We start from the raw sequence: 16,302 nt of genomic DNA on the forward strand, positions 1-16,302 counted from the left end.
TTTCCCCAGAGGGTGTGGTCTTTCTTATCCTTAAGATACGAGGAAGTTCTGCGACTCCTTAGTCGTGTCCATGATTAAATCATCGTCCGATCTGTCTTTGAGTTTCACGCCTGATAGCTTCAGGTTTCTTGCTTCATTTAATAGATAAAAGGCTTTACGAGCGGCTTCGTGATACACCAAGCCCGCAGGCCGAACATTGGAAATACAGTTTCGGTAGGCATCGGTTAAGCCAACTTTGCCACCCCAAGTGAGATACAAACCTAAACTGTCAGGGGAGCTTAATCCTGGGCGCTCACCAATTAACACCAAGACGCATTTGGCATTTAGGCGCTCGCAGACATCATCACCAATAGCCACACGGCCTTGTTCGACAAAGCAAATGGGTGCCAAGCTCCAATCCTTGATATGATGAGAAAGCGCTTGTAAAAATGGCAGAGTATTTTGCTCTACCGCCAGAGAGGACAAACCATCCACTACCACAATGGCAAGGTCGTAACTGTTTGACGTAGAAGAACGATGTTTATCTAGTTTGTTGGCTGATTCTTCGTCTAAGCGCCTGCCATAGTCTGGACGTTGTAAGTAGGTTGCGCGGTCCGTCGCGCGACTGTGCAACATTAGGGGGGCACAGTGTTTTGTCCATTCATTTGCCCAATCTTGCGCCATAATGGATTCTGCTAGGGCTTTGCAATCGAGTTGAGTGTGTACCGCATCGATGGCCTGAGCGTGGGCAAGTTGGAATGCTAATAAGTGTTTAGTGGGAACACTGATCCCTGAGCGACCCAAACCAACCCGTGCATCCGTAAAAGCATTGAGTTTGCTCCACGGGTTTTCGGTGACGGCTTCTGCATGAGGATGTGTCGGGAAAGACTTATTAGATTTAGGAATGTCTTGGCTCATGAGCGGCCTCCAATCATTCGATTAAGAGATTTATGGAAGGCGTCAGGCAGCTGGTGGTTGAGCGTAAATTGCTCATTATTTTTGAAGATTTCCATTTTGGCGAGCCAAAGGTCAAATTCTGGAGCGGGTTTTAAGCCGAGTACGCGACGAGCATACAAGGCATCATGGAATGAGGTAGTTTGATAATTCAGCATGATGTCGTCGGAACCGGGAATGCCCATCACGAAGGTGCAGCCAGCGACACCCAAAAGTGTCAGTAAATTATCCATATCATTTTGATCGGCTTCTGCGTGATTGGTGTAACAAACGTCACAACCCATGGGTAAACCAAGCAACTTGCCACAGAAGTGATCTTCTAGACCGGCTCGCGTGATTTCTTTGCCATCGTACAAATATTCTGGGCCGATAAAACCGACCACGGTATTCACCAGTAAAGGATTGAACTTACGTGCTACCGCATAGGCACGAGCCTCGCAGGTTTGTTGATCTAAACCGTGATTGGCATTGGCCGACAACGCGCTGCCTTGGCCGGTTTCGAAATACATGACGTTGTTACCAACGGTTCCGCGATTTAACGACAAGGCCGCATCTTGAGCTTCCGCCAAATTGGCGAGATTAAAGCCAAAGCTGTCATTGGTTGCTTGGGTGCCACCGATGGATTGGAAAACCAAATCCACGGGCGCACCTTGCTCAATGCATTCAATCGTATTGGTTACGTGGGTGAGAACGCAGGATTGAGTGGGGATTTCATAATGCTGGATCACTTCGTCCATCATCTTGATCAAGCGCGTGGCTTGCTGCACATTGTCTGTTGCTGGGTTGATACCAATCACGGCATCGCCATTCGCATAAAGCAAACCATCTAACATGCTGGCGGCGATACCGGTTAAATCGTCGGTTGGATGGTTTGGTTGTAAGCGGGTCGACAAGTGTCCCGGTAAGCCAATAGTATTGCGAAAGGCGGTTTTCACATGGCATTTTTTTGCAACCAAAATTAAATCTTGATTGCGCATTATCTTGCTGACCGCTGCGGCCATTTCTGGCGTCACACCAGGGCGAATCTGTAGTAATACATCGCTGGTGGCGAGATCGCTTAATAACCAATCACGAAATCCACCCACGGTTAGGTGGGAAATCAAAGAAAACGCGTTTTTGTCATGATCGTCTAGTATTAATCGAGTAATTTCATCTTCTTCGTAGGGGACAAGGGCTTGTTCTAGGAAAAGGCTCAGTGGCACATCGGCCAATGTCATTTGAGCGATGGCACGTTCTTCCGCGCTTTGTGCGGCGACACCTGCCAAACGGTCACCAGAACGAGGCGGTGTTGCTTTGGCCATGAGATCGGCAAGATCGACAAAGCTGAAGGTACGCTCTCCTACCATGTTCTTGAATTGAGCAGTTTTAAATTGAAAAGCTGAATGTGACTTACTCATAACTCTGTCTCGGGTTTATTAACATAATTTTGCTTTGATCGTTAAGGTAAAAAGGGGCACAAAAATTGCTTTTACTATTTAGATGCAAGATGTCAATTTAACGTCTAAATTTTTAACGTAAGTTAACATTACGGAAATCCATAAATTGACGTTATCGAATAATGGCAAAAATTATAAAAACTAACTATTTCAAACACTTAGTTTTTATAAGCCGTGATGTTTGATGAAAAAAACAAACACAGGTAGGTGTGATTATGTTGAATTCAAAGATGGATGCACCGAAAGGGGGCGATTTTTCTGCTGTATCAAGAGTATGTGTTTCAGAAGCCTATGATGCGGATTTGCATGCGAGTAATTTAACCAATTGGCAACAAGAATACGATCAAACCAGTCGAGGCGGTTTTTATGGCTGTATTGTGGAGCTGCCGTTTGATGGTTTGCAGGTATTTTGTGAGCACACCAGTCAGGCTTTGCAGCAAAAATGTGTGGTTTGGCCTGATTCTGTTTGGCTTGGAATTCCCCTTGCCGATCAAGGAGAAAGTCGTATTAACGGCTTAACGATCAATGAAAATAATATTATGTGTCGACCGGGGGATTGTGATTTTCAGTTATCAACACCGCAAGATTATGATTTATATGGCTTAGTTGTAGATCAGTCGAAGTTGATAAAAATGGCGGCGATCCATGGTGTGGATATCAATTGGAAAGAACTCACAGAATATGGTCGTCTTGGTGTACCTGATAAAACTTTAGAGGAAGTGCGTTTTGTATTGGCGCGTTTACTCTCAGTACAAAACAAAGAATCGTCGCCACGATTACAGCAAGAGCTTGTCATGATTGCTCTGCTAGAAGTGCTTAAGATGGAAATCCCGCAACCCGCCAAAACACAAAGTTATTGTCATCGAAAAAAAGTAGTGGATGTGGCTCGACAGTTTTTAGACCAACACCTTGATGAGCCTGTCACTGTGACGCAGTTGTGTGAAATCACCAACGTCAGTCGACGTACCTTACAGTACAGTTTCGAAAGTATTCTAGGAGTGAGTCCAATTCAATATCTGCGTATCAGCCGATTAAACGGTGTACGGCGCTCACTGGTACAAGCTAAAAATGGACAAGCCGTCAGTGACATCGCCGCGCAATGGGGGTTCTGGCATTTGAGTCAATTTGCCAAAGACTATAAACAACTGTTTGGCGAGCAACCCTCGCAAACGTTAGAATGGCGCGGCTGAGAACTGAAAGCAAAGCGAAGTCATCACAATAGAGTCGCTTTAAATCTATATTTTTACTAGGAGGTAAAATGAGCGTTCAAATTCGTCCCGCTGTTCCCGATGACTTACCTGTATTAACGGATCTTTATAATCATTACATCGAACATACACCAGCCACGTTTGATATAGAGCCTTATACATTAGAGGGTAGGACGGTTTGGTTTTCGCAATTTGCCCAAACTGGTCGACATCGTTTGCTGGTCGCAGAACTAGATGGGGAGATTCTAGGTTATGCTTGCAGTGGGCCATTTAAACCCAAGCGCGCTTATGAAACGTCAGTGGAAGTAAGTATTTACTTAACGCAGAGTGCCAAAGGATGCGGTGTCGGTTCTGCTTTATATCGTGAATTATTTGATTGCCTAAAAAACGAAGACGTGCATCGAGCATACGCTGGTATTACTTTGCCTAATGATGCATCCATAACAATTCATGAAAGGTTCGGTTTTACCTCCGTTGGTGCTTATCGAGAAGTTGGAAGGAAGTTTAGCCAATACTGGGATGTGGAGTGGTTCGAAAAAGAACTTGGTTGAAAAAGATGGAAAACAAAGCCCAGCTTTTCGGTGGAAGTTGGGCTTTGTTTTAAGCGTTTCACTACAGCGTTTTACACGATTGTCTCTCGATCAGTCGACAACTGAGCTCGACTCTTCGTGCTGGGGCGCTGTTGGTTGCACGGCGAGTAAGAAGCTCGAGTTCTTCTAAGGCACAGCGGGCAATGTGATGTAACGGTGTATGAACTGTCGACAGAGCGGGTTTCATCATTTGGCCGGCAAATACATCGTCAAATCCGAGGATTGAGACATCCTTTGGCACTTGAATGCCCTTCTTTTGCAGAGCATTTAAGACACCGATGGCAACGTTATCAGCTAGGCAAAAGAATGCGGTGACTTGATTAAGGTCTGGGTGTTGCTCAAGCCATTGAGTCATGCCCTTTTCAGCAATGTCTGGCTGAAAGCTGTCTAATTGAATGCTGGTGGTGGTGATGTCTAATTCCTGATGTTCGTGAATGGCTTCTCGAAAACCATCAAGTCGTTGCCTGATGGTATAACGCCCCGGCCAAGAGACAATACCAATATTGCGGTGACCCAGTTCAATGAGATGCTCTACCCCGATCCTCGCGCCGTTTCGATCACCAATACCAACTGAACCTATATGCATTCCGGGCTCTTGTCCGGCGAGAAGAATACAAGGTAAAGCGGTATTAATAACTTCATTCAGTAGTTTTTGGTTTTCATCGAAATACACCAAAATACCGTCGCACTTTGTCTTTGTCATCAGCTCAGATATTTTGTTGTAATCGTCTTTTATCTCGTCAATCAAAATAGGTTCGATTTCGACCCCATTTTGCTCGCATTCTTTGCGAAGTGTTTCCAGTATGGTCCATGAGACGAAGTTGACATCAGTTTGTCTGAGGCGATCAGAGTCTACAAATAGGGCAATTTTTCGCAATGTAGTCGTCTGCGCTCGCTTGATACGAGAGTCCAAATAGCCAATATCTTTGGCTATTTGTAATACTCGTTGGCGAACATCATCAGATATTTTGGCGGTGCCATTCAGCACATGACTTACTGTGCTAATGGCGACTCCGCTTTGTTCTGAAATTTTCTTTAAACTCATTTATTCTTGCCTTGTTTTAGCTTTGCTCATTATTTTGAGTAAGAGTTTCAAACTATTTGACCCCACTGCCAGCAACACCTTCGGTAATGTATTTCTGAAGAATAAGAAAGACAATGGTCACTGGTAACAGTGCAATAACGGTCATGGCAAGAATATAGTGCCACTCTACCGAGAATTGCCCTTGGAAAGCATTCAAACCAATTTGCAACGTGTAGTTCTCTGGACTTGATAACACGATTAACGGCCAGAGGAAATCATTCCAGCGCCATATCACAGAGAATATCGCTAATACCGCGAGTGCAGGAGCACAAAGCGGTAACACTATACGCCAATAAATTCGAAATTCGGAAGCTGCGTCGACTCGAGCGGCTTCGATCAAATCATCTGGAATGGTGAGCATATATTGCCGCAGCATAAAGACACCGGTCGGTGTGGCGACGGTGGCAAAAATTACCCCCCATAAATTGTCCGCTAGGTTTAAGCCGACAATGACGATAAATGCGGGCACCATTATGACAGATAGTGGCAACATTAAGGTGGATAAAATCAACATGAAGATCGCATTTTTGCCGCGGAATTTGTACTTTGATAAAGCAAAAGCGGCCATAGAATTAAGTAATAACGTCAAAATTGTCGCTACTACAGTGACGAACACTGTGTTTTTGATGTAAGTGAAAAAATCAAAACGTTCTAAAGGATCGGTATAGTTTTGCCATTGGAAATGCACGTCTTTTAGCTGGGTGATTTCTGAAATAGGCACTTGGAATGTTTTTTCTGGTTTATCCATATCTACTACAGTGGCTTTGATGCCAATTCGTCGTACCATCGCCACTTTTTTGACTTCGCCATTTGGTTTTGTCCATTCCCAAACAGAAAGGTCTTTGTTGTAACCCTCAACTTTAGTGCTAACTGTAGATTGCGGGATTAGGCTGGGTGGAAAACTGTTTACTTCCGCCTCAGTTTTGAGTGAGGACAACATAGCCCAAGCAATTGGGATGGCTATCACCGCGGTTCCTAGTGTTAGCCAAAGCCAAGATAAAATATCTGTCATGTCCATTTTGCCGGGATGACGAGTACGGGTTAAAAACTTAAGCATAATTAGTACTCCGCTTTTTTCGCTAGCCAGACTTGAATCAATGTCAGGGCGAGCAGGGCTAGGCCCATTAAGACTGATGCTGCAGAGGCAAGACCATAAAGCCTAACTTCTGAGCTGAAGGCGGTTTGATAGATAAATTGCACGATAAAGGTATTGGCTGTTCCTGGGCCACCGCCATCGGTTAGGACCCAAGCTTCATCGAAAACTTGTACTGAGCGAATTAATAAAAGCACAGCAACGACTAGGAGGTTGGGGGTTAATAGGGGTAGAGTAATTCGCCAAAATTGCCGCCATTCACTGGTTCCATCCACTTTTGCGGCTTCGTAAATATCTCTTGGAATGGCTTGTAGACCCGCCAAGATGATTAGAGTGAAGAACCCCATATGAAACCAAATAGAGACATAAACCACCCAAAAGCGTGACCACCAAACTTCCAATAAGAAAATAGTGCGTTCGCCGCCAAGGTCTAATATAAAAGCGTTTAGCAAGCCATCACGAGCAAGAAACCATTTCCAAATTAACCCGACTACGACAGGTGAAAGCAGTACAGGATAAAAGAAAATGGAACGAAATAATGCTTTACCTCTGGTTAAACGGTTCAATACCACAGCCGTAATGAGAGCCATGATTAAAGTGCCTGTGGCGTTTAATAGCGTATACCACCAGGTGTTATGAACAGCGGTCCAAAAAAGATCGAATTCACAGCTAGCGGGGTCCATATAACTGCCACAGCTTAGAAGACGGGAAAAGTTTTCAAAGCCAACAAACGGACGGTCCCAGATCAGCATGTTGGTGCCGCCGGTAAAGGCATAAGCGATGGCTAAACCAACAGGCAGAAAAACGAATAGGGAAAATAACACCATGTTGGGTGCGACAAACAAGTAACCCATGCGTTGCACGCCTATCTTTTTCTGCAGATAGACAGTCGGTAATTCCACAAAACGCATGAATTTATCGAGAATCGAGAAAAGGAAAGCGGACACGTTTTTCATGATTCAATCCTCTTAAATGCTTGGTCTGTTTTATCACAGAATACGTGCATAAATTGGGAACTGAAGCGCAAGAAAATGGTGTCACCAATTTCGGCCTCAAAATGGTGAGGAAGGTGCGCCACTAGGTCTTCGCTTTCTCCCTTAATTGATCCATAAATAAAAGTTTCATGCCCCATGCACTCCAGCTGAGTAATTTCCAATGGAATGCCTGATTCCGCTATTTCTATGTGCGATGGGCGAACACCAAGGGTCACACTGTCGCCAATTTTAGCGTTTTCCGAGATCACGGGAATGCTGAAATGATCGATAGTGCTTGAGGTCACTTCCATTCCATTGTCAGACACATTGGTGATCTTAGCGCTGAACATGTTCATTTTGGGTGAGCCAATAAACTCGGCAACGAAGCGATTAGCTGGGCGTTCGAAAAGGTCGAGTGGTTTACCGACTTGTTCGATTCTCCCTGCGTTTACGACAACAATTTTCTCTGCCATGGTCATGGCTTCCACCTGATCATGAGTAACATAAATCATGGTGGTATTTAGTTTCTTATGGAGCTTGGTGATTTCTCCACGGGTTTGTACGCGTAGCTTGGCGTCTAGGTTAGACAAGGGTTCGTCAAATAGAAAGACTTTAGGGTTACGCACGATGGCTCGACCAATAGCAACCCGTTGTCTTTGTCCTCCAGATAGGGCTCTGGGTTTTCTGTCCATATAGGGCAGAAGATCGAGCAGCTTCGCGGCTTTTTGAATACGCTCTTCAATAGTCGCTCGGTCCATATTGAGGTTTTCGAGGCCAAAAGAGAGGTTCTTCTTCACCGTCATATGCGGATAGAGCGCGTATGACTGGAATACCATGGCAATTTCTCGTTCTGCGGGAGAAAGGTGATTCACGACTTTGCCATCAAATAGGATTTCTCCTGAGGTAATGTCTTCTAACCCAGAAATTAAGCGTAATAAAGTAGACTTGCCGCAACCTGAAGGCCCTACTAAAGCGACAAACTCGCCGTCTTCAATGTCGACATTAACATGATGCATGACATCAGCAGACTCATAGCGTTTGTGAAGGTTTTTGAGCTGAATGGCAGCCATTTTTGGTGCTCCTATTTTTATATTTTTTATTAGAGGCTTTCACGATTGTTGTGCTTGCCAAAACGTTCTCAAAAATGAATTGGTCTTGGTACGCTTATGACTTCGTGTGCCGTCTTGTTCAGTGTTTACTTATCGGAGAGTTAATTGGTTTTGTTGGTAAAGCTCCGGTATTCAGATAGAAAAAGCGATGCAAGTGCTTGGCCATAGGGGGTTGGGGTATTGCCAATTTGTTTATAAAATTCCAATGAGTGTCCCATGGCTGTGCCGTCTGATACTTCTTCAACAATGCCTTTGTCGTTGATTCTGGTGACGACCGCATTTAGACATAAATGGATCATATCTCGGTATTCTGTGATGTCTAATAAACCTTCACGACAGCCAGCCAATAAACCGTAACCAATAGCAGCGGTTGCCGATGCTTCGATAGGCGAGCTAGGGTCATCCAGTAATGTGTGGAACATACCATCTTCGCGTTGGCATTCTTTTAGTGCTTTGACTTGTGTTAAATACACATTTTTTAATTGTCGAGCTGTCACACTTTGAGGTTTAAGAATACGGAATAATTCAGGGATAGAAAGTGTTAGCCATGCATTACCTCGTGCCCATAGTGCATTGGCAAAGTTATGACGGCCAAGGAAGGTCCAGCCGTGATAGAACAATCCACTGTGAGTGTCGCCAAGAAAACGGATATGACATAAATATTGGTATTGTGCTTCTTCAGACCATTCTGGTCGCTGACAAAGTTTACCCGCCGCGCCCATAAATAAGGCCGCCATGAATAAAGTGTCATCCCAAAGCTCACCGTCATTGTCGCGTTCTTTAACGAGGTGCTGGTAACCCTCTTCCTCTGTTTTTGGCATTGTAGTGTGAATCCAGTCGGCCCACTCTTCGACAATGTTTTTCCAATCCTCACGTTGAAAATGCTCTGCTAATAATGCCAGAGTCAGCATAGGCGCGGTGGAGTTAACCTGACGACGAGGTAAACCACGTTGAATTTGCCAGTCGTACCAACGGCCAATGCGTTCTAGTGCGGCTTGGTCATTGCGTTCTTTAGCATCACGGAAATCACCGTATAAACCGACGCCTACTTCCCAATCCCATTCGTCAAACAGTATGTCGTCGCTGGATTGTGCTTCGACATTTCCTATGCCTTTAAGTGAGCGAAAGCCTTTTGATAAGGACGCTAAGGCTTCATTTAGATTGTGCGTATTGGTGTTTGCTTGCATGTTTGTGTTCTCCAAATACTTAGCCTCTATTGTTTAAATCAACAGAGCTTTAAAAAGTTAGGGCTATGGGAAATAGCCCTAATAAATTGAAAAGTCGTTATTAGGATAAGTTCTGCCAAGGAACGAGCTCAGCATCACCAAAGGCTAAGTGTGGTGTCGCTGACAATGGAGCAAATGGGATAGGTTTACCTTTTAGGTGAATGCCTGATTGGTAATTCAAGGCCAATATGCCATTGTCATAATTTAGGTTAATTTGGTTGTCTTCCTCTCGGAATTCAGGGGCATGTGCTAAGCAATGCTCACGGAAGCTTTCTAGGTCTTGGTGATCTTCTACTTCGCCACTAATCACTAACCATGCAGAATGGTCACTATAAGCACGCCATTCATAACCTGCATATAAGCCATGTTTTAATGGTTGTAACGCTTGTGAGGAGTAAATGCCGACGAACGCTGAACCAGAGCGAGCAAATAACCAATGTGCTTCTTCGATAAATTCGTCGCAAATTGGTGCTGGCACAAAGGCATGGGTGAAGTTGATGGCGTCATCAAAGGCTCTTTGGTCAAAAATCATAAAGCCTATGTTCTTGTATTGTGCCACTTTAGGGTGAACACCATTACCGGCCCAATAAGATGGTCGGCTACCGCCCCAAACCTTTAAATCGCCAGGGTGATTTATCCAAAAACGAGCCAAAGGATGGGCATTGGTTTGGACATCTAAAAAGTGCTGTTGGTGTCCCTTTTGTCCTGTCTTATAGTCAGAGACCGTTGACAGTTGCAATGACGCTGATTTCCATAGGGTGATTTTGGCGTTGTTATCCAGTCCTTGTGTGTATTTGGAATAGATGGACTCACCTTCAGGCAAATTGAGTAAAAGGTGGCATAGCTGAGGTGGTTGGTAATCACTGACCGCTAGGAGTGCCGTTACTCGGTCATAACCTGGGTACCATTGTCCACCAAAAGCGATGGCTGCTATTGATCCAAGCTCGGTCGCAGGTCCTGCTAATAATTCTTTTTCATAAATTCTGCCTTGAGAACCAGCACATACACTGCCCGTAGTGTGTAGGGCAACCATAACGAAAATCTGATCAATCAGCTGTTTCGCTCTGATGATTAGTATGTCGTCTTCGGCATTGGTCATGAGAGTGAACAAACCAAGAAAATCAATCGGATAATAGGCCGCAGAGTTCCATTCGGCTAAACCGTGATCATCCATTGAATCAAACCAGCGAATTAAGCGAGCGTGAGCTTGGGCTTGATGTTGTTTGCCTGTTTTACCACTGTTCGGGAAGATCTCATTTTCAAATAAGCTACCAGCAAGATATTGTGCGACGTGGAAGCATAAAACATGGTTTTCACTCCAGAACCACATAACGTCATTGCCTGGTTCATCCAGCCAATAGCGAAAGTTTAGAACCTCGTGTTTGACTCGCTCCCAAAGAGCTGGGTCGAGTTGGGAGTGGCCATAACTTTTGTACATCCAAAGGAGTGGTAGTATCCAAAAGTCCGCGCAGTCGTGACGTTCTTGAATGGGCAATAAAGCACGTTCGATAAGGCGACTTGCTAATTCTGGTTGTTGCTTCAGTGCAAGAGCGGCTAATGCTCTGGCAGGCTCTTCTTTGCCTTGGCTAAGCATGGTTTCTAAAGCAAGGGCTTTGCGAGAGGCTAGATCCAAAGAAGTAACATCGATTGCTGGTGGTAAAATGGTGGTGCCAAGACTGCGACTAAAGGTAAGTGGCCCTGTTTTGACTAAGAAACGCAGTGAGATACATCCAGCATTTAACCCTTTTGTATTAAATAGAGTGGCAGATGAAAACGCTTGATCCACGAAAAAGCTGACTTCCTCTTGCATCTTCATACCATCAAGCAGCACGTTCATAGTGACGGTTTCGCTAGGATAGCTACCAGTATCAAGTTGTACCTTGGTGGTTTTTTTAGGCTTGTAATCCGCTTCAATTAATAGATCTTCATTGCAATAAAAAACTTGGTTGGTGCGTAAACCTTCTAGGGTCTTTTCGATTTCTTTTACTTCATCTTCATCGATTTCTAACGATAACCCTGTTTTAATTTGATCGCCTTTTTTAAGTGTCAAAACAAAATAACAACTGGCATCGCGTTCATGTAATTCTTCTAAAAAAACAATGAGTTCACAGCTGCCTTTTGGAAGGTTTAAAGCGAAGGATTGGTTGGTTGGGCTATTGCGTTGGTAGTGGTCAAGCTGAACCACTTTTTGGCCATCTTGCCAAATATGAACGCCGCCACAAGTTTCTAATGAAAATTCAACTTCTTGGGCTTGTTCGGAATGTAATGAGCAAGTCAGCCAGCGTTTGATAAGAGTGGGACGAAAGCGAAAGGTAGAGAAATCCACGCGATTGTCTTCACCACCAAAATAAATTTCGGGGAAAGAAAGGTCATTAGGAAGAGATACGGTTCGTTGAGCAACATGTTCCCTCAAGCTTTCTCGGCAGGGTAGGTCGCCTGTATCGACCCAGCCATTAATAAAGCGATAGTCGACCGCATCAGGCATGATTCGGGCTTCACCCGGGAAATAAGTTTCTTCGGCAGGAGACATAGCCCAGCGATTGATTGCGCTGTTATTAGCAAGGTCCCAATAGATTTTGTTTTTATTCATTATGGGTCTCTTATTTTATGAAAAAATTTTCATTGATTTTATAGTTTATATGATTTTTTAAATTTATTTGGCAATTTTTTTCAGTATATGTCTATAATCTAACCGCTATCAATAGTAAATTTCGAATTAATTTAATGAAAATATTTTCATTACCTTGACTAAATAAAAAGAAAATGAGGTGAAGTAAATGGCTCGTTTGAATGTTGTTCTAAGTACTCTTGCTGCCGCATCGTTATTGGCTGGTCAGGCGCAAGCCGCAACACAAAATCTAACTTTCTGGTTTACTGACGATGATCCTAACTATGTGAAAAAAATGGGAGAGTTAGTCGATAAGTTTGAAAAAACACATCCAGATATTTCTGTGGAATATGTGACTACCAGTTATGCGCAGTCCAAAGAGCAGCTGCCTTTGCAACTGTCTGTAGGGGAAGGTCCTGACCTTGCTAAAATAGCAGACAACTCACTAATGAAGTTTACTTTAGACTTACGTCCTTACATGAAAGATCCTGATGGTTTTGCCAAGCTTCATGGCAACACTTTAAGCTTATTGCGCGACGATAAAAGCTCACCTGATAAAATAGGTGGCTATGTTGCATCACAAACGTTGAACCTACCTTTTGTTAACGTCACCTTGTTTGAGCAAGCTGGGGTGCCAATTCCTAAAAAAGGCGCCACTCTTGCGGATATTGTTGCCGCGTCAGTAAAAGTTGCAGACAAAACAGGGGTTGAGATTCCCTTCACCATGGACCGTTCAGGTCACCGTTTTAGTGGTCCAGCCTACTCCTATGGCGCTAACTTCATGAACAGCGATGGGACGTTTAATTTCCCAGATGCGCCAACCAAAGCTTATATAAAAGACCTATATCATTGGACACAAACCGGTGCTTTCCCTAAAGAAATGTGGGGAGCCGCAGGTGGTACTCGTTATAAGAATATGGGGGATGAATTTATTAATGCCAACGTAGTGACCTATTTTGCTGGTAACTGGATGGTCAATCCGTTCAAAGAAAAAATAGGCGATGCGTTTGAATGGACTGCTCTAAACGCCCCTTGTGGTGATGGTGGTTGTATCCCTATGCCTGGTGCGACCTATGTGGCCGCTTTTAAGCAGACTAAACATCCTAAAGCGGTGGCTGAGTTAGTAGAGTATTTAGGTTCAGAGCCTGTACAAAGAGAGCTAGCGGAAGAGTTTATTATTATTCCTGGTGCCAACGTTAAAAATATTAATTATCAGCTTAAAGATGAAAATGCTAAATCAGCAATGACGGTTTTTGCTAATAACGCGAGTAATGTTACTGAAAGCATTCGTCGATTCCAGAAAGCCAAAGGCGGCAATATTGTATATGACACTATTGTGCAGCGTATGAGTCAGTTGATCGTGGGTGAGCTGACATTAGAAGAGACTTATGAACGTATGGCATCAGATGTTGCTAGAGGCAATGCTGAGCTAACTAAGCAATAGTAATTTTGTGAGATGCGTCAAACCTTTGGCAGCGTGAAAACGCTGCTTTTTTTTATAATCATAATTTGATGACTAGTTTTGCTACCTAAAGTTGGAGATTTGAAAATGAAAATTGCACTAATGATGGAAAACAGCCAAGCAGGTAAAAATGCGATGATTCTTGAGCAGCTGAATTCCGTTGCTACACCACTAAATCATGAAGTGTTTAACGTAGGGATGAGTGATGAAAATGATCACCATCTAACCTACATTCACCTTGGTATTATGGCGAGTCTATTACTGAATTCAAAAGCGGTAGACTTTATTGTCTCTGGTTGTGGTACTGGCCAAGGCGCCATGATGTCTCTAAACGCGCACCCAGGTGTGGTGTGTGGTTACTGCTTAGAACCTTCAGATGCATTTTTGTTTAACCAAATTAACAACGGTAATGCCATTGCAATGGCGTTCGCAAAAGGCTTTGGTTGGGCCGCTGAGTTGAATGCTCGCTACATTTTCGAAAAAGCCTTTACAGGTCCTCGTGGGGAAGGTTACCCCGTTGAGCGAAAAGAACCACAAGTGAAAAACGCAGGTATCTTAAATCAAGTAAAAGCCGCCACCATGAAATCTAACTACCTAGATGGTTTAAAAGCGATGGATCAAGAGCTTGTTAAAACCGCCGTTACTGGGTCTCGTTTCCAAGAATGTTTCTTTGCTCACTGCCAAGATGCTGAGATTGCCGCTTATGTGAAATCTTTGGTGGCTTAATTTTGAGGTTTACGCTGAGAATAAATTAGTAGGAAAGGCAACGTGTATGAATAACATGTTTGATTTAAGTAATAAGGTGGCAATTGTCACAGGTTGCAATACAGGGTTAGGTCAAGGTATGGCTTTGGCTCTTGCAAATGCTGGTGCCGATATTGTTGGCGTCAGTCGAGAAATTCCTTCCGAGACGATGGCGTTAATCGCCAATACGGGTCGTAAGTTTCATAGCGTGATTGCGGATATGAGCAAAATGGATAGCATTGATCATGTTATCAAAGAGGCTATGGAGGCTTTTGGTCAGTTAGATATTCTAGTTAATAACGCTGGCATTATTCGTCGCAATGACGCGATAGATTTCAGCGAAAAAGATTGGGATGATGTGATGGACCTTAATGTAAAAGCTGTGTTTTTTATGTCACAAGCATTTGCTAAGCAGGTGATTGCTCAGGGAACACCGGGCAATATTATTAATATCGCTTCCATGCTGTCTTATCAGGGGGGGATTCGAGTGCCTTCTTATACGGCGTCTAAAAGTGGTGTGATGGGTGTGACAAAATTATTAGCAAATGAATGGGCAAAGCACGGTATAAACGTAAACGCTATTGCCCCCGGTTATATGGCAACGAATAACACCGAAGCATTACGAGCGGACGAAGAGCGTTCTAGTGAAATTTTGGGGCGTATTCCAGCAGGTCGATGGGGAACGCCAAATGATATGGCTGGACCAATCGTCTTCCTTGCATCGGATGCTTCTCGTTATGTTAACGGTTACACGATTGCCGTTGATGGTGGCTGGTTAGCTCGTTAAACACTCGTTAAACATAACCAGTAACCTTTCATGTTTTATATATCAGGCTAAGAATCTTGCATTGCAACCCATCTGCAAGACTCTTAGCTTGTCTTATTTATCATTCTGATCTGCTCTATTAACTTTCGTGTCGTTGGTGTTTTTTCTCGGTCGTCTAAAGTGATTATGCCTATTGGTGGTAAATCAATTTCTAGCTCAATGGGAATTATAGATATCAATCCTTGTTGTTCGAAATGTTGTGCAACTTGATGAGCCATAAACCCAATGGCTGAGCAAGTTTGTAATGACATCAGTATATTTAAGAAGGATGCTGACTCTATGATATTTTCTGGGGGATGTAAGTTATGTTTATAAAAAATTTGGTTTAGTTTCGTTCTAGATGCGGCCCAAGATGGTGTAACGACCCAAGCTTGTTGGGAGAGTAAAGACCAATCGATAATGTTCTCTTTTAGGATTTCATGGTCGGGTGCACAAATGAGGCACATGGGTTCATTATAGAGTGCTTCAGTCTCTAGATCTGGTGCTGCATAGCCAGGTTCTAATCTTCCAACTATTAGATCCAGTTCTCCAGACCTTAGCCTAGGTAAAAGGCGTCTTAGATCTCCTTCTTCTATTAGAACCGTTGTTTTCGTTGCATGCTTTTTAAGATTGTTAACGGCCTGTGTCAATAATGTTGGGGTTGCGGCCACCATTGCACCAACTTGTACTCTACCAGCTGAACCTTCTGTGACCGCTGCAATTTCAATTTTGGCTCTGTCATAATCCGCTAATACTGAACGCGCAAATTTTATGACAGTTAAGCCATATGGGGTAGGTTCTGTTCCTTTGCTGGAGCGTTCAAAAAGTTGTAAATCAAATGTCTTTTCTATTTCAGCTAGCATTTTTGATACGGCGGGTTGAGTCACAGAGAGAAATTCAGCGGTTCTTCCTAAATGACGAAACTCGTCCAATGCAACTAATAATTGCAAGTGTCTTAGCCTTAAATTGGAGCGTAAGACTCGATCAATACCTATCATGATGGTTTTACTCTTTTTATTTACTTCATAAC

At 43.6% G+C, this 16,302-nt stretch carries 14 protein-coding genes; 5 read left to right on the forward strand and 9 right to left on the reverse strand.

Annotated elements, in window-relative coordinates:
- Positions 1 to 30 precede the first annotated feature (30 nt).
- Complete coding sequence (gene eutC / locus C0J08_RS02055) at positions 31 to 897, reverse strand: ethanolamine ammonia-lyase subunit EutC (RefSeq protein WP_212654481.1); 867 nt, start codon at positions 895 to 897, stop codon at positions 31 to 33.
- On the reverse strand, positions 894 to 2,279 hold the full coding sequence (locus C0J08_RS02060) for an ethanolamine ammonia-lyase subunit EutB (RefSeq protein ID WP_502711627.1): 1,386 nt from the start codon (positions 2,277 to 2,279) through the stop codon (positions 894 to 896). Before C0J08_RS02060 ends, eutC begins: the two co-directional genes overlap by 4 nt.
- A 305-nt stretch (positions 2,280 to 2,584) precedes the next feature.
- On the opposite strand from C0J08_RS02060, the gene C0J08_RS02065 reads away from it, so the two are divergent.
- Positions 2,585 to 3,559 carry a helix-turn-helix domain-containing protein gene (locus tag C0J08_RS02065; protein ID WP_212654483.1) on the forward strand — a complete coding sequence of 325 codons (975 nt, stop codon included), beginning with the start codon at positions 2,585 to 2,587 and terminating at the stop codon, positions 3,557 to 3,559.
- 68 nt (positions 3,560 to 3,627) lie between these two features.
- Positions 3,628 to 4,128, forward strand: coding sequence for a GNAT family N-acetyltransferase (locus tag C0J08_RS02070; protein ID WP_212654484.1), 501 nt, complete (start codon positions 3,628 to 3,630; stop codon positions 4,126 to 4,128).
- Between the two features lie 61 nt (positions 4,129 to 4,189).
- Here C0J08_RS02070 and C0J08_RS02075 read toward each other — a convergent pair whose 3' ends face one another.
- From C0J08_RS02075 to C0J08_RS02100, 6 genes are all read right to left on the reverse strand, one after another.
- Entirely contained in the window at positions 4,190 to 5,212 is a 1,023-nt protein-coding gene (locus tag C0J08_RS02075) for a LacI family DNA-binding transcriptional regulator (RefSeq protein ID WP_212654485.1), read from the reverse strand.
- A gap of 52 nt (positions 5,213 to 5,264) precedes the next feature.
- Positions 5,265 to 6,308 carry a carbohydrate ABC transporter permease gene (locus tag C0J08_RS02080; RefSeq protein WP_212654486.1) on the reverse strand — a complete coding sequence of 348 codons (1,044 nt, stop codon included), beginning with the start codon at positions 6,306 to 6,308 and terminating at the stop codon, positions 5,265 to 5,267.
- 2 nt (positions 6,309 to 6,310) lie between these two features.
- A complete protein-coding gene (locus C0J08_RS02085; protein ID WP_212654487.1) occupies positions 6,311 to 7,300 on the reverse strand; it encodes a carbohydrate ABC transporter permease in 990 nt (329 codons plus the stop codon).
- Positions 7,297 to 8,388 (reverse strand): ABC transporter ATP-binding protein, encoded by a 1,092-nt coding sequence (locus C0J08_RS02090; protein ID WP_212654488.1) that lies wholly within the window; start codon positions 8,386 to 8,388, stop codon positions 7,297 to 7,299. The genes C0J08_RS02085 and C0J08_RS02090 overlap by 4 nt, the downstream gene beginning before the upstream one ends.
- Positions 8,389 to 8,528: 140 nt before the next feature.
- Entirely contained in the window at positions 8,529 to 9,614 is a 1,086-nt protein-coding gene (bglB, locus tag C0J08_RS02095; protein ID WP_212654489.1) for a beta-galactosidase BglB, read from the reverse strand.
- A gap of 100 nt (positions 9,615 to 9,714) precedes the next feature.
- Positions 9,715 to 12,243, reverse strand: coding sequence for a hypothetical protein (locus tag C0J08_RS02100; RefSeq protein WP_212654490.1), 2,529 nt, complete (start codon positions 12,241 to 12,243; stop codon positions 9,715 to 9,717).
- Between the two features lie 187 nt (positions 12,244 to 12,430).
- Between C0J08_RS02100 and C0J08_RS02105 the strand changes: the two genes are divergently transcribed.
- The 3 genes from C0J08_RS02105 to kduD all read left to right on the forward strand — a co-directional run bounded on the left by C0J08_RS02105 (position 12,431) and on the right by kduD (position 15,254).
- Positions 12,431 to 13,705: an ABC transporter substrate-binding protein gene (locus C0J08_RS02105; RefSeq protein ID WP_212654491.1), complete on the forward strand. Its 1,275-nt coding sequence runs from the start codon at positions 12,431 to 12,433 to the stop codon at positions 13,703 to 13,705.
- 105 nt (positions 13,706 to 13,810) lie between these two features.
- A complete protein-coding gene (locus C0J08_RS02110; RefSeq protein ID WP_212654492.1) occupies positions 13,811 to 14,449 on the forward strand; it encodes an RpiB/LacA/LacB family sugar-phosphate isomerase in 639 nt (212 codons plus the stop codon).
- A gap of 46 nt (positions 14,450 to 14,495) precedes the next feature.
- Entirely contained in the window at positions 14,496 to 15,254 is a 759-nt protein-coding gene (gene kduD, locus C0J08_RS02115; protein ID WP_212654493.1) for a 2-dehydro-3-deoxy-D-gluconate 5-dehydrogenase KduD, read from the forward strand.
- 83 nt (positions 15,255 to 15,337) lie between these two features.
- Here kduD and C0J08_RS02120 read toward each other — a convergent pair whose 3' ends face one another.
- Positions 15,338 to 16,270, reverse strand: coding sequence for a LysR family transcriptional regulator (locus tag C0J08_RS02120; protein WP_212654494.1), 933 nt, complete (start codon positions 16,268 to 16,270; stop codon positions 15,338 to 15,340).
- Between the last annotated feature and the right edge of the window lie 32 nt (positions 16,271 to 16,302).

The organism is Marinomonas sp. CT5 (assembly GCF_018336975.1).
GTDB lineage: Bacteria > Pseudomonadota > Gammaproteobacteria > Pseudomonadales > Marinomonadaceae > Marinomonas.